At 47.5% G+C, this 15,012-nt stretch carries 14 protein-coding genes; 6 read left to right on the forward strand and 8 right to left on the reverse strand.

What is annotated here, in order from left to right; genetic code table 11:
- Nucleotides 1-181: 181 nt before the first annotated feature.
- From gmhB to pspA, 7 genes are all read right to left on the reverse strand, one after another.
- Entirely contained in the window at nucleotides 182-748 is a 567-nt protein-coding gene (gmhB, locus tag EZV61_RS16650) for a D-glycero-beta-D-manno-heptose 1,7-bisphosphate 7-phosphatase (RefSeq protein WP_131417097.1), read from the reverse strand.
- A gap of 63 nt (nucleotides 749-811) precedes the next feature.
- Entirely contained in the window at nucleotides 812-2,374 is a 1,563-nt protein-coding gene (gene tyrR / locus EZV61_RS16655; protein ID WP_114339953.1) for a transcriptional regulator TyrR, read from the reverse strand.
- Between the two features lie 203 nt (nucleotides 2,375-2,577).
- On the reverse strand, nucleotides 2,578-3,609 hold the full coding sequence (locus EZV61_RS16660; RefSeq protein ID WP_114339949.1) for a TIGR01620 family protein: 1,032 nt from the start codon (nucleotides 3,607-3,609) through the stop codon (nucleotides 2,578-2,580).
- Nucleotides 3,606-5,024 (reverse strand): YcjX family GTP-binding protein, encoded by a 1,419-nt coding sequence (locus EZV61_RS16665; RefSeq protein ID WP_131417099.1) that lies wholly within the window; start codon nucleotides 5,022-5,024, stop codon nucleotides 3,606-3,608. Before EZV61_RS16665 ends, EZV61_RS16660 begins: the two co-directional genes overlap by 4 nt.
- On the reverse strand, nucleotides 5,025-5,420 hold the full coding sequence (gene pspC, locus EZV61_RS16670; protein WP_114339947.1) for an envelope stress response membrane protein PspC: 396 nt from the start codon (nucleotides 5,418-5,420) through the stop codon (nucleotides 5,025-5,027).
- The gene (gene pspB / locus EZV61_RS16675; RefSeq protein WP_114339946.1) at nucleotides 5,420-5,659 is read right to left on the reverse strand and encodes an envelope stress response membrane protein PspB; all 240 of its coding nucleotides are present in this window, start codon (nucleotides 5,657-5,659) and stop codon (nucleotides 5,420-5,422) included. The genes pspC and pspB overlap by 1 nt, the downstream gene beginning before the upstream one ends.
- Nucleotides 5,660-5,689: 30 nt before the next feature.
- Nucleotides 5,690-6,379: a phage shock protein PspA gene (gene pspA, locus EZV61_RS16680; RefSeq protein WP_114339945.1), complete on the reverse strand. Its 690-nt coding sequence runs from the start codon at nucleotides 6,377-6,379 to the stop codon at nucleotides 5,690-5,692.
- A gap of 176 nt (nucleotides 6,380-6,555) precedes the next feature.
- On the opposite strand from pspA, the gene pspF reads away from it, so the two are divergent.
- From pspF to EZV61_RS16710, 6 genes are read left to right on the forward strand one after another with little or no spacing between them, the layout of a single operon-like run.
- Nucleotides 6,556-7,647: a phage shock protein operon transcriptional activator gene (gene pspF / locus EZV61_RS16685; RefSeq protein WP_131417101.1), complete on the forward strand. Its 1,092-nt coding sequence runs from the start codon at nucleotides 6,556-6,558 to the stop codon at nucleotides 7,645-7,647.
- 6 nt (nucleotides 7,648-7,653) lie between these two features.
- Complete coding sequence (gene sapA, locus EZV61_RS16690) at nucleotides 7,654-9,315, forward strand: ABC transporter substrate-binding protein SapA (RefSeq protein ID WP_205695405.1); 1,662 nt, start codon at nucleotides 7,654-7,656, stop codon at nucleotides 9,313-9,315.
- A gap of 2 nt (nucleotides 9,316-9,317) precedes the next feature.
- Nucleotides 9,318-10,343, forward strand: a complete 1,026-nt coding sequence (locus EZV61_RS16695; RefSeq protein ID WP_114339943.1) for an ABC transporter permease — start codon at nucleotides 9,318-9,320, stop codon at nucleotides 10,341-10,343.
- Nucleotides 10,336-11,226: an ABC transporter permease subunit gene (locus EZV61_RS16700; protein WP_114339942.1), complete on the forward strand. Its 891-nt coding sequence runs from the start codon at nucleotides 10,336-10,338 to the stop codon at nucleotides 11,224-11,226. Before EZV61_RS16695 ends, EZV61_RS16700 begins: the two co-directional genes overlap by 8 nt.
- Nucleotides 11,223-12,239: an oligopeptide/dipeptide ABC transporter ATP-binding protein gene (locus tag EZV61_RS16705; RefSeq protein ID WP_114339941.1), complete on the forward strand. Its 1,017-nt coding sequence runs from the start codon at nucleotides 11,223-11,225 to the stop codon at nucleotides 12,237-12,239. The genes EZV61_RS16700 and EZV61_RS16705 overlap by 4 nt, the downstream gene beginning before the upstream one ends.
- Nucleotides 12,236-12,991 carry an ATP-binding cassette domain-containing protein gene (locus EZV61_RS16710; protein WP_114339940.1) on the forward strand — a complete coding sequence of 252 codons (756 nt, stop codon included), beginning with the start codon at nucleotides 12,236-12,238 and terminating at the stop codon, nucleotides 12,989-12,991. The genes EZV61_RS16705 and EZV61_RS16710 overlap by 4 nt, the downstream gene beginning before the upstream one ends.
- 63 nt (nucleotides 12,992-13,054) lie before the next feature.
- Here the strand turns inward: EZV61_RS16710 and EZV61_RS16715 are convergent, their stop codons facing one another.
- Nucleotides 13,055-14,953, reverse strand: coding sequence for a SurA N-terminal domain-containing protein (locus tag EZV61_RS16715; RefSeq protein WP_131417104.1), 1,899 nt, complete (start codon nucleotides 14,951-14,953; stop codon nucleotides 13,055-13,057).
- Nucleotides 14,954-15,012 lie beyond the last annotated feature (59 nt).

Raw genomic sequence — 15,012 nt, forward strand, 5'->3', positions numbered from 1 at the left:
AAAAACTTAAACCGTTCGTTTCTTCCCGCTGCCTCGCCCTGAGCGAGTGAGGCGGCATTATAGGGAGATTAATCCTGAACGCAACCCCAAGAACACACATTTTAGTTCAACCGAACAAAGTTTGCTCACAAGCAAGTACCAGAACAAAGGGATGAAAATCTAATCGACTGATATAATTAGCTTATTTAGATATAAACAATTTATTCAATAAAGCAGGAAGTTCAGCGAAGCTCTCTACTACATAGTCAGCTAGCTCAACTGACTCAGTTGAAACAGGCTTTCCGCTTTTCACTAAAAAGCAGAGCTTTAACCCCGCATTTTGCGCTGCTCTCATATCATCGCCCTTGTCTCCGACCATCATTGCTTCTGAGAGCTCAATATTTAGATCTTTATTAGCTTGATAAAACATCCCCGGTGCAGGTTTACGGCAATCGCAATTAACGGCGAAACTAGCCACTTGACCTTCGGGGTGGTGTGGGCAGTGATAGACGTGCTCTATACAAGCACCAGCTTCCTTAAACTGTTCAACCATCCACTCAGTCAATCTCTGGAACTGACCTTCTGTGTAATATCCGCGCGCTATGCCCGATTGATTAGTCACCACGACCAATCGATAGCCCGCTGCCGTCAATTTCGCCGCAGCTTCCAGTACGCCAGGGATGAATTCAAATTCGCTAACAGTATGCACATAGCCATGGTCGACATTAATAACGCCATCACGATCAAGAAAAACTGTCGGTTTACTCATAAAAAGCTGTTCTCTCGCGCTTAATAAGAAAATGGGTCGCACCGCGACCCATTATTCTCTTCTCTATGTGTTACTGATGCTCTTCTTGTTAATCCCATACTCGCGGAGTTTATTAGCGATCGCCGTGTGAGACACGCCAAGCTTTCTCGCTAACTGCCGAGTACTCGGATAAGCGGGATACAAGCGCCGCAGTAAATTGCTTTCAAATCGCTTGGTGGCTTCTTCGAGAGAGCCCTCAAAATTATCATCATAGTAACCGAAGCCACTGCTATAAGAGGGAAGCTGTAGGTCTTCAGCATCAATCTCATGACCCTCAAGCAACGAAACGGCTTGATAAACAGAGTTCTCAAGCTGGCGCACGTTACCTGGCCATGGGTACTGCTGAACAACATCCTGACACTGTTTGGTTAAATTAGGTGTAGGACGCCCCAACTGCCGACTATATCGGGCAACAAACAACTCAGCCAACGGGACAATATCAGCCTTACGCTCTCTTAAAGCTGGTACTCGCAGATTTAAGACGTTCAATCGGTAATAGAGGTCTTCTCTAAATTCCGCTTGCTGAACCATCGCGGGCAGGTCTTTCTGTGTTGCGCAGATCACCCGCACGCTCACTTTAACCTCTTCCTCTGCACCAACACGGCGGAAGGTGCCATCTTGGAGAAAACGAAGAAACTTAACCTGCAACCCCTCAGACATATCACCAATTTCATCGAGAAAAACAGTACCACCATCAGCCTGTTCAAAAACTCCGCGCTTACCCTCTCCCGCGCCTTCAAAAGCATTAGCCGAGAATCCAAAAAGCTCATGCTCTGCCACGTTATCAGGCAATGAGGCACAGTTCAGGGCAATAAACGGTCTATCACCACGAAAACTGAATTCGTGACAAGCACGGGCTAACAACTCTTTGCCCGTACCCGTTTCGCCATGAATAAGCAGTGGTGCATCTAACTGAGCCATTTTTCTCGCTTGGCTTAATACACGCTTCATATGACTACTTTCGGCAAAGATGCGGGAGAAACCATCATCGCTCTGGCGTTGAAACGCTGTTACTTGCTCACCTAGACGATCCACTGACTTCAATACAACCACTGCGCCAGCCAAAATGGACTGACCTTCTAAATCAGGAACTCGAATAGGTAACACATCTGCAAGATAAGTTTTACCAGCCATCGTAATCTTCGCGGCTTGAGCAATCACCTCATCAGCTTCCATCCAGCGCTGAAAAGAAAAGCCATGTACCCATTGGTTGAGACCGCCACCGACGATCTTCTCGGTTTTAAGACGCAAAGCGATGGCTGCCGCTTCGTTGACGACAACAATACGGCACTTTAAATCGATGGAAAAAACGGGATCAGGAAGCGTTCTCAACAATGTTTCTGATTCATAATGACCACGCTCAGAGGGCGTATAAGGGACTGTGCGGACATCTTCAACACCATGGATCAAACGAAGTGCAGGCATTAACTTCTGCAACTCTTCAAAAGCTAAACCAGGAAAATTGAGAAAGATGTTTCTTTTTTGGTCCGTTTCGATACTTTTCAGGTTGATACCATGCTCAACCAATATGACCAGGACTTCCTGAGCGATTCCCAGGCGGTCTTCGCACACAACTTCTAAACGCATATCTTCCACCCAAAGCTATTCTGTTATTGTCATTATTCAGGGTGTAAAAATAATAATACAGCTTGAAAAACTAAGCTACCTGTAGATGTAAAATTAGCTTAACAAACAAAAAATCACAGTTTTATCAATAGAATACTAAGAAAACAGACAGTAAATAAGCCACTACAGAAGAGAGAAACCATCGAATTTTGGTTCAGCGCTGACTAACCAATGGCGCGTTTTTTAATCGCAGCAAAGATCTCTCCTGCAACAGAGCGAACGCGAAGTGGGGGTACTTCAGTAAAAATAACGGGGCGACACAACTGCACTGTTTTAACGCCAAGACGCGCGGTTAACAAGCCCGCCCCCATGCCTTGAGCAACACGTCCTGAAAGCTTTCCTGTCATATCGGCGCCCAATGCTTGTAAACCAACATCACTCAGAGTTTCACTCACCCCAGCATAAATAACGTTCAGTATGACGGCCTTTACCAGCATCCAGCGACTGAACACCCCAAGTTCAATACCATAAACATCAGCAATCTCGTCAATCATCCTAACGTTACGCCAAGCAATTAATAGCATATCAATGGCAGCCAGTGGGCTGATGGCAATCAAAATAGCCGCCTCACTAGACCATCTGGCAACGACTCGTTTAGCGCGGTCATCAAGGACAGCGACAACATCCCGTTCAAAAAGCGCTAACGCTTCCTGATCTGAGTGGTGAGCTTCGACATTAGCTTTCCATCGCTCAACAGCCTCATTAACTGATTCATCCAATTTTGCAGGCAACATCCGCTGACAAAAGAGCATAATATCATCGCTCACTTCACCCTCTTTAATCGCCTCAGCAACCGCTCTGCGCTTATTGACTCGACTTAACTGGGCACTGCGGCGCCACGCGTTAAAAACTGCCCCAACCGCCCAGCTGCCAACGAGTAGGAATACACCACCATATAACAGCGCGATGGCAGGGGTTTGATGCCATTTTTGATCAAAAAACTGTATTGCCTCAATCACTGAAATTACAGAGACAAGCGCTAAGGTTAACCAAAGTAGAGGGTGCTTTCGCGCACCGAAGGTACTCTGTGCTTGTTGCTCTTCTTGCAAAGCGTCTTCGCCAAAGGACTCATCTTCCTGCCAGTTATCTAGATCATCTAGCACAACAGCTTTTTCCAACGTCAAAGGCGCACCCTGCTGCTCCGATTCAAAAAGCTGCTGCTGTTGATAATTAGATTTTTTCCTAGCCTTACTCATTGCAGTTTATCCCCTAGCAAGAATTGCAATACGCGATCCATGGCTATGTGTGGCACCTGATTATCACTCTTACCTATCACGGGAGGCGCGAAAGGTACAAAGCTGAATTGATGGTCATTAAAAAACTGTGACGACGGTACGCTCGCTGGTACTTCCCCTGGAAAGGTAATGATCTCCTCTCTATCACTCAACCTCACGCCCTTCAGCATAGGCTTAGGACCACCAGTCAGCTGGCTCTTTCCAGAATTACTGGCACGAATAGACGCCAATGTAATGCAATCGAAAGCGATATCAGAGAAAGCCCACGGGTTCTCTTCTGTCAGCAGTAATTGTCGAATGAGGCCTTTTAGTGGTTCATGCTGTTCCGGCGTCACATGATCAGCCTTGGTAGCTGCCAACATCACTTTTTCAATCTTGGGCGAGAATAGCCGCCGGATTATTGAGCTACGACCGTATCGAAAACTGCCTAGGACCTGCAATAACGCCTGTTGCATCTCCAACAATTGATTGTGTCCAGCTCCTAAGGCGGTTAATGGATCAACGAGCACTATCTGACGATCGAAACGTGAAAAGTAATCTTTGTAAAAGCGCTTTACCACTTTGGACTTGTACTGTTCGAAACGCTTCTCCAACATCTCCCCCACACTGCCTCGATTAAACTTAGCGGTATCTTGGGAGACGGTCATCAAAGGGAAAAAATGCAATAACGGGGTATTTTCATATTCTCCAGGCAACACAAAACGCCCGGGCTGCAACAGATATGCTCCCTGACAACGCCAAGCTTGCAGCAACTCAGCGTATTGTTGAGCAACCTCTGCAATATGAAACTCATCCGCCGGCGCATCCAAGTCGATAGTGTCAATCGACAACTTCCAGTCGGTCAGCGCTGGTACTTCAGGGCGATTAGGCAACATAGTGGCAAATAGCTCACACCATTGACGATAATCTAGCTCCAGTAATGGTAGATCGAGTAGCCACTCACCCGGGTAGTCAACAATATCCAATTGCATCAGAGCACGATTAGTCAATGTCGCTAACGGTTGTTTAGTGGGGCGATATGCCAATTCCAAGCTAACCGTGCTCACCCCTTTGGTTGGCTCTGGCCAACAGGGTGGCTCAGAAGAGAGTGCGGTTAACGAATTTTCATAAGGGTAACGGACCCAGTCCAGCCTCTGCTGGGGTATACGCCTGACCGCCAATAGGCGCTGCTCGGCACAAGGCTTAAAGAAAGGTAAGCGGGCATCTCTAAAATTAATAAGCTGAAATAGCAGACTGGTAATAAATGCGGACTTACCTGCACCTGATAAGCCGGTAACAGCGAGCACCAAATGACGATCCAGTGAGCGGGCAAATGCTTGCTGCGCACCGCCACTCACTTTATCTAACCAACGACCAACTCCTGAATCCTTCTTCATCTATAACTTATTAATCTCACGCTTTAAGGAGAACTCACTTGATGTCACGACTTGCTCAAGTCGCCGTAAACGTAGCTCCAGCTTTTCAAAGCGTGTTACCACTTCTTTAAACGCCTGCCGAGGAGGCTCTCCCGCCTGCCACACGTGAGACTTTACGGTATGTGGAGGTTGACTAAACTGGTTACCTTCTGGCGCTTTATCTAGCACCAGCCATAACACGACATAAGCTAGTAATGGCAAACCAAAAACACCGGTTAGAATAATGGCTGAAGCAACAACGACACGCACAAGCCACACTTCAAAGCCAAAGTAGTCCGCAAGCCCTGCACAGACACCCGCTAGTTTCTGCCGAGAGGTACTGCGATAAAGCTGCTTTTTCTTAACTTGTTCATCCATTATTCGTGCCCTCTTGCCGTCATCTCTTCACTAAGAATTCGTTCAAGGGTATCCAAGCGGTCGGCCATTTTCTCTGAACGATTCGCCAACTCGGTCAACAGCGCCATCTCATCTGCACTCAATCCCTGACTAACCTGGCGTTTACTTCGATAATGGAGAAACAACCAGATTGGCGCCACAAACACCATAAAAACAATAAACGGTGCCGCGATAATGCCTGCTAATGCTTCGTAATCCACGCCTATTCTCCTTCGCGATGATTCAACTGATTAAGCTTTACTTGCTGATTTTTTGTCGGCCTTTAACTTCTTCTTCAAGGCCTCAAGCTCACTGGTCACCGTATCTTCAGCTTCCAAATCTTCAAACTGCTGCGCCAATGATCTTTCCGCCTGAGTACCTAAATCATAAGATTCAACTTCCGCTTCGAGATTATCAATCTTACGTTCGTACTGCTCAAAACGCACCATGGCGTCTTGGACTTTACCGCTATCCAACTGCTTTTTTACTTCCAAACGTGAAGAGATTGTCTCACGGCGCAATAAAATGCTTTGTTGACGTGCTTTCGCATCTTTCAGTTTGTCCTGTAATTGGCCAATTTCATCCTTCAATCTCGTCAGCTGTTCTTCATGCTGCGCCAAATCAGCTTCCACTGCCGATACAGCATCTGTCACTTTTTGCTTTTCGAGCAACGCCCCTTTTGCCAGATCTTCCCGATCTTTACTTAGGGCCAATTCGGCACGAGCCTGCCAATCATCGGCTTCACCTTTAAGGCGTTCGATGCGGCGCACAAGATCTTTCTTTTCTGCGATAACCCGTGCAGAGTTAGAACGCACCTCAACCAAGGTATCTTCCATCTCTTGAATAATCAGCCTAACCATTTTTTCCGGATCTTCAGCTCGATCCAACAATGAGTTGATATTCGAGTTAACAATATCTGAGAAGCGAGAAAATACACCCATGACACACCTCTATTACTTACAATGAATTATCTATATGCCATTACAAAAGCAATTTACAAGCCAACCTCAAAAAATAGATAGTTAACAATAAAAAACAAAAGGTTAGGCTATTTGCTTGCGTAAATCTTAAAGAGGCATATTATTGGAAAAAACCAATTCTTGGTGAAAATAACCACATGTCATCGACTCGAAGCAGAAAGAAAGACAACCTAATCGGGCAATCTAACAGCTTTATGCAGGTTATCGAGCATGTTCGTCAAGTCGCTGCGCTAAACAAACCAGTACTCATTATCGGTGAGCGTGGCACAGGTAAAGAACTGATTGCAGAGCGTTTACACTACCTGTCTCAACGTTGGGATCAAAATTATCTCACGCTTAATTGCGCAACATTGAATGAAAGCCTGCTAGAGAGTGAGTTGTTTGGTCATGAGAGTGGCGCATTTACAGGTGCGAGTAAACGTCACGCTGGGCGCTTTGAACGCGCCGATGGTGGCACCCTCTTTCTAGACGAGTTAGCCAATACATCCGGCGTGGTGCAGGAAAAGCTTCTTCGAGTAATTGAGTATGGCGAATTTGAACGTGTCGGTGGCTCAAAGTCAGTCACCATTGATACACGATTGATCGCCGCCACGAACGAAGATCTCCCCACTCTAGCGGAGCAAGGTGAATTTAGAGCCGATCTATTGGATCGCTTGGCATTTGATGTGATCACCCTGCCACCGTTAAGAGAACGTCCCGAAGATATTATGCTGCTCGCAGAGCACTTTGCTATCAATATGGCTCGGCAATTAGAGATGGAGCTGTTTAGCGGCTTTACCCGTTCGGCACAGGAAGTTTTACAATCTTATGATTGGCCAGGAAATGTACGTGAGTTAAAAAATGCAGTAGAGCGAAGTGTTTACCGCCATAACAATGCTCACCTACCGGTTCACCAGATAACCCTGGATCCATTTGATTCGCCCTACCGCCCCCGCAGCATAGTCAGAACCAATGATCGCAGAACGCTCGACAATACAGCAACTCCACCTAGCGAAAACACGAGTAAAGAGGAGCTAGGTGATAAAAGTCTACCCTCTTCCGCCATGCAAGAGATAGAATTTCCGATTAAGCTCAAAGACACATTGCGAGATTACGAGATAGAGTTATTGCGTTACGCGATGCAAAAGTCTCAATTCAATCAGCGAAAAGCAGCAGATGCCTTGGATCTTACCTACCACCAACTGCGCGGCATATTGAAGAAATATTCATTACTGGACGAGTTTAGATAACTGAACATGGAAAACGGCCGTTTACCAAAAGTACGTCGTCATAGTTTCAGGGTGCGCTTGCGCCTTGTCATGCTAGGGTTTATCGCATTAGCCATCATTACGCTAACATGGTTACTCCGCGACTATGGACAAAACACTCGCCCACACCAGGGCATAATCTATTGTTCAGAAGGTAGTCCAGAGACATTTAACCCACAAATAGGCACCTCGAGTACGACCATTGATGCTTCAACCCATCAACTCTATGATCGTTTAGTCGATGTCGACAATCAGGGGAATATTACCCCGGGACTGGCATTTAAATGGAGTATTAGCCGCGATCAAAAGAGCTATCGCTTCAAGTTGCGTCAAGGTGTTAATTTCCACCATACCGATTTCTTTCGCCCCACCAGAACCCTGAATTCTGAAGATGTCGCTTTTTCATTTTCGCGCATTTTAGATAAAGAGCATCCATATCATCATGTTGGTGGTGGCCAGTACCCCTATTTTCAAAGTGTCGGCTTAGACAACTTGGTTATGTCGGTGACGACGCCAGATCCGTTCACCGTGCAGTTTGATCTGCTCCGCCCGGATGCCAGCTTTCTAACCACGTTGGCGACCGACTTTGCCGTCATCTTGTCAGCCGAATATGGTGAATGGCTGGAGAAACGGCGACAACAGTCCTATATAGATAGTCGTCCCATCGGCACAGGACCGTTTAGCTTTGCCACTTACCGCAAAGATTCCTATATCAAGTATCGCCGTCATCCGGCGTACTGGGGGCCGCCAGCCAAGCTGGAAAGATTGGTTTTTGATATCACTCCTGCACCCTCTGCGCGCCTCGCCAAGTTAATCACTGGCGAATGCGACGTTATAGCTCTCCCCTCAGCCAGTGAGATGACACTACTGCGTAAAAGTGAACAGATTAAGCTCAACTTACAAACAGGACTCAATGTAGGGTACCTCGCATTCAACACCCAACACCCGCCATTTGATGATGCTCGGGTGCGTCGCGCCATTGCTCATGCCATCGATCGCGAGCGCCTGTTAGCGGCAGTTTATTTTGGCACCGCCACTTTAGCTAATTCAGTGCTGCCACCCGTTTCCTGGGCCTATAACGATGCCTTACCAGTACTTGATTATGACCCTGAAACAGCGCGCGAATTATTACAAGAAGCGGGGCTCGAACAGGGCTTCAGTTTCGAGCTTTGGGCGCCCCCGGTACCCAGGGTCTATAACCCGAGCCCGCTAAAAATGGCGCAATTGATAAAAGCAGATCTGAAAAAAGTTGGTGTCACCGCTGAGATCGTCTCTTATGATTGGCAAACCTTTAGAAGACACCTGCAAGCTGGCCGTCATGACGCCACGCTCTTAGGTTGGATGGCTGACACCGCTGATCCTGACAACTTTTTTAGGCCTCTGTTGACCTGTCAGGCACTCAGTTACGGCACCAACCGTGCCCAGTGGTGCGACTTCGAATTTGATCGCTTGCTAAACTCTGCGCTGGAAACCCCTTCCCGCATCCAACGCAAAGCGTATTACAGTGATGCTCAAAAGATTATCTCAGAGCAGCTACCTATCTTCCCTATTGCTCACGCATTAAGATTCCAAGCGTATCGCAAAGGAATAACAGGTATGGACCTCAATCCTTATGGAGGCATCCGATTTGCGGACGCCGAGCGTAACTAACGATGCTGACTTATACATTAAGAAAGATGAATTTATTCATCTTCACCTTCATCGGGTTATCACTACTATCATTCAGTCTGATCTATATCGTACCCGGCGATCCGGTCTATCTCACCACCGGGTTAGATAACCTCACTCCCGATCAGTATCAAAAACTCAGCAGTGAACTCTACTTTGATCGTCCTTACATCCTTCAATACTTCCATTATCTTGGGAATATTTTCGACGGCAATTGGGGACGGTCACTGACATCGGGGGAAAACGTTTGGGATGAAGTTAAAGAAACGTTCCCTGCGACATTGGAGCTGGTGTTCTACTCGCTCGTACTCGCCATGGTTATCGGCGTGCCGATTGGCTCTCTTGCTGCATTAAAAAAAGAGAGCATCACAGACCATACCGTCATGACACTGAGCCTGCTTGGTATCTCCATCCCGGTATTCTGGTGGGGGCTATTGATGATCATGATACTGGCTCTGGGACTAGGATTACTCCCTATCTCTGGGCGGCTTAGCTTACTGTATGATATTGAACCGGTGACCAACTTCATCCTCATAGATATCTTGATTTCCGACCAATCCTATAAGAATGAAGCATTTAAAAATGCCTTAGCACATATCATTATACCAACACTGGTGCTCGCTACCGTGCCAACCACACAGGTGATCAGAACAACCCGCGCGACCATGCTCAGCTTGCTTAAGCAAAATTTTATCAAAGCAGCTCAAGCGCGTGGCATTAGCCGCTGGCGTGTATTGCGCAAACACGCTCTCCCCAACAGCCTATTGCCAGTGTCACGGCAACTTGGGCTGCAGATCAGCACATTAATGACCGGCGCCATGGTCACTGAAAATATATTCTCTTGGCCAGGAATTGGTAAGTGGTTAGTAGCCAGCCTTTATCAACGAGATTATCCGGCAATACAGGGCGGCTTATTAGCTGTATCAACCTTCATTATTCTGGCCACAGTGATTAACGATCTTCTTCATACCGCAGCCGATCCCATCGCGCGTAAGGACTACAATGCTTAGTCACGATATCTACGATGATGCAGGTATGCCTTCACCGTTGTCGAGGGCATTGGCAGAATTCCGTAAACACCCCATCTATATGGCCGCATTTTACTGGTTGTTATTGATGGCCGTGCTATCGCTGTTTGCGCCACTTATTGCACCATACAGTGCCGATGAACAACATTTAGGCCAGTTGTTGGTTCCCCCTTCTTGGTACAAAGAGGGACAAGTAGAGTTTTTCTTTGGCACCGACGATCTAGGCCGCGACGTACTCAGCCGCTTGATTTATGGTGCCCGATACTCATTTGGCAGTAGTCTTTTGGTTGTGATGGTTTGCGCACTCGCCGGCATTATCATCGGTGTTTTTGCCGGCATGACCCGCGGCTTAAAGTCGAGCGTGCTGCATCATATTCTAGACACTATCCTTTCTATCCCTTCGCTACTCTTGGCCATCGTCGTTATAGCAATTTTAGGCTCAGGGTTAGAACAGGTACTAATTGCTATTGGACTTGCGCAAATCCCGCAGTTTATTCGAACAGTCAATAACGCTATTCGGCAAGAGATGAGCAAGGTCTATGTCACTGCGGCGACTCTCGATGGTGAAAAAGGCGCAAGGCTATTTCTCTTCACCCTGCTACCTAACCTAATTGAACCGATTATGGTGCAGTTCACTATCTCCCTGTCGACAGCCATTTTAGATATTGCCGCATTAGGTTTTCTAAAATTGGGCGCTCAAGCGCCCTCGCCAGAATGGGGAACCATGCTGTCCGGCGGACTAGAACTGATTTACCGCGCCCCCTGGACAGTCGCCTTTCCCGGTTTCGCCATTCTCATATGTGTGCTGTCAGTGAACGTTGTCGGCGAAGGTTTTCGTAATTCAATCAGTAAGGCTAAATCATGAGTCTACTGGATATCAAAAACCTCACCATAGCGCTTAATACCCAAGACGGATTGGTGACAGCTGTCGATAAGGTCAGTCTTTCTCTCGCCGATGGCGAAATACACGCGCTGGCAGGCGAATCAGGCTCTGGTAAAAGCCTATTAGCCAAAGCGATTATCGGCCTGCTGTCAGATGATTGGACCGTTATTGCCGATCGCATGTTTTATGAAGGCGAAGATCTGCAAGCGATGGATTTCCAACAACGCAGGGAGCTAATGGGCAACGAGATCGCGATGATCTTTCAAGACCCTGCGAACAGTCTTGATCCCATCGTACGCATCGAAGAGCAACTGCTAGAAGCCTTGCCGCGAACGATAACAAAAGGCCCGTTAAACTTCTTTAGAGCAAGGAAAAAGCTACGTCAGCAAGCAATCACACTGCTCCATCAAGTCGGTGTAAAGGACCATGAGCGCCTGTTAAAAGCCTACCCTCATGAAATCTCTGAAGGACTCTGCCAAAAGGTGGTCATTGCCATGGCGATTGCCCTGAGGCCACGTCTATTGATCGCCGATGAGCCCACCGCCACCATGGAGCCCAGAGCACAGGGGCAACTATTTCGGCTACTCAGAAAATTCAATCAGCTACACAACATGAGTATTTTGCTACTCAGTCATGATATGTACACGGCTGCGCAATTAAGCACCCGGATCACCATGATGTATTCAGGCCACGTTGTTGAATCAGGCCTTACTGAGCGAATGATCCAGTTTCCTGTGCACCCTTATACCGAGGCGATGGTGGCCAGTACCCCAAGCTTTTCCGGGCAAGTAACTAAGAAAGCCCCTTTACCAGAGTTAAGAGGTGGCGTACCAACGCTACAACATATGCCAATAGGCTGTCGCCTAGGTCCACGCTGCCCTTATGCTCAGCGACAATGTGTAGAGCTACCTCTGTTGAAACGATTTAAAGGTAGAAGCTACCGTTGCCACTATCCTTTAAATCTCGATGCTCTGCGCAAAAAGGACAAGTCATGATCCTCACCGCACGGTACCTCACCAAGATCTACAAGCCCAAAATGGCTATGCCATGGCACCCTGAGCCCGAGCCAGCAATCGACCGCATCTGTTTTGAACTAGGGGCAGGTGAAACACTCGCTATTATTGGTGCGGCAGGATCAGGTAAAACGACATTGGCCAGGGTTCTTGCTGGGGCTGAAACCGTCACCACAGGCACCTTAGTGATGGAGGGAGAGCGCGTTGATGCGGTCAGCAGCGATGAGTACCACCGCTCAATCCGTATGATGTTTCAAGACCCAAGTGCATCGCTCAACCCAAACCTGTCCATAGGCAGACAACTGGATAGCACCTTAAAGCTAGCGATTTCAATGCCAGAAGCGGACAGAAAGCAGCGCGTGCTCGACACCTTACAAGATGTAGGGCTTCTGCACGAACATATCGATTTTTATCCGGATCAGCTGTCAAGTGGACTAAAACACCGTGTGGCTTTAGCACGAGCCCTGATCACCAACCCAAAAGTGATTATCGCCGATGAATCACTGTCGTCGGTCGATGTATCAGTCAGAGCCAAGCTCATTAATCTGCTGCTCAAATTGCAACGAGAGCGGGATCTCTCCTACATAATGATCACCCATGATCGTGAGATCATCGAACATATGTGCGATAAGCTAATGGTGTTGCAGTCAGGGCGAACGATAGAGTACGGTCAGGTTGAGCAGATACTGAACCAGCCAAAGGAAGCTTATTCTAGACAACTTCTAGCTTTATAGTTATCGCTGTTAAGGCAAAAAAAAGAGAGGCTATTGCCTCTCTTTTTTTATTCATATGACGCTTTACTGTGGCAATGTTTCTGTCGCTACCACTGGATAGGTTATCTCTGCCCGGTCACGAAGCATCGCGATCAATGGCTGATAAGCCTGCTCAATAAGTTGCGGGGAAACCTGCGCTTCCAACGCGGTCAATTGCGCTGGCTCTGGCGAGGTTGCAGTATTGACCTTTAACAGTTCAACCACGGCATACTTCCCGCCAGGGATCGAAGCTTGTTCTGCACTTGCTGTGCCATCAGTCGACGGCGCTAAAGCAAATGCTGCATCGCGAACCGCAGGAGCCACATCACTACCATAGCGTGTCAACGCCAACTTCTCTTCAAATGCCAAGCTATTCTCAGTAAGCAATGCCGTGACATCTTCACCAGCTAACAACTTCTCTGTGAGTTCAGCTGCAATTGCGTCAGCCTTCTCGCCAGCAAGACGTCGCTTCACATCAGTCAACAATTGCGGCTTAACTTCGTCAAAGGTTAGCTGTGCAGAGGGTTTATGCTCCAACAAGCGCACAATGATCACTTGCTCACCGCCAACTTCAATCGCATCGCTATTCAGGCCTTCCAGCAAGACAGTTTCGCTAAACGCTGCATTTAGCAACTCACCATTATTAAATGGTGCTGGCGCACTTTCTCTGCTGAACAAAGCCGTTTTTTGCACTTCTAGGCCTGCCGCATTAGCAGCATCCTCCAGCGTGTCAGGAACTTCAAACGCTACGTTGGTCATTGCCGTTTGCAACTCAATGAAATCGCTTTCAGCTTTCTGCTTCTTTAGTTGTAGCGCAATGCTATCGGTCACTTCCGCAAGTGGTTGCTGAACCGACGGTTTAACATCTAGCAACTTGATCAGGTGAATGCCATTAGTTGTTTCTACTGGTGCTGATACATCACCAACAGCTAAAGCAAATGATGCGTCATCAAAATCTTCGCCATAGGTTCCACGCTCAAACCAGTCCAGCTCACCACCGTTTTCACCACTAAAAGTATCGATAGAGTTAGCTTTAGCCAGTTCTGCAAAATCAGCACCTGCTGCCAATTCAGACACTAACGTAGCGGCCTTTTCACTATCTTCCGCTGGCAACAATATATGCGCAACCTTGCGCTGTTCTGGCAGCATATACAGAGCAGAGTTGTCACTGTAGTAAGCATTGATCTCATCATCGCTTACTGACTGCGTAGCAGCCAGATCCGACACCTTCAATTCAATATATTCAAGTGCGATCTGCTCAGGCGTAACAAAGCGCTGTGCCTGCATTTCATAGGCCTGCTGCAACTCTTCATCTGAAGGCTCAACCTGCCCAAGCAAGGTTGCTGAATCAATGGTCACCAGGCGAATATCGCGCGTCTGATTGTCCAGCATATAGCGTTGCTTCAATTCCGCCTCGGTAACGAAATCGGTCGCAATCAGCGCCTGCAACAATTGACGTCGGGTCATTTCGCGACGCAGATATTCACGGAACTGCGACGTTGACATGTTCTGACGGCGAACAGTACTCAAATACACATCATTAGAAAACTGCCCATTCACTTGGAACTGAGGCATTTCCTTAATGGCAGATTTAATCTGTTCATCACTGATAGTTAGGCCTAATTCATCAGCAGCCTGGTCTGTGACTACTTCGTCAATCAGGCGCTCCAAAACACTCGCGCGAAAGCGCTGCATATAAGCACTATCACTTGCCAACTGATTGAACAATTGCCCAAACTGCTGCTCCATGCGCGCGCGTTCGTTCTGATAAGCAGCCTCAAATGCCCGAGGGCTGATCTCTTCACCATTCACTACGGCAGCAGGCTGTGCATTGTTACCGCCCATGTAGCTACTGACGCCCGCAAAAGCAAATGACAAAATGATTAAACTCAATACAATTTTGGCGGCGGGGCCGTGAACTCCCTCACGGATCTTATCCAGCATGTTGTTGTCTCTCGTTAGCGCTTACGCAAAACTAAAATAAAAAAAGCGCATCGTCGTCG

It is taken from the genome of Corallincola luteus (genome assembly GCF_004336975.1).
In the GTDB taxonomy this organism is placed as follows: domain Bacteria; phylum Pseudomonadota; class Gammaproteobacteria; order Enterobacterales; family Neiellaceae; genus Corallincola; species Corallincola holothuriorum.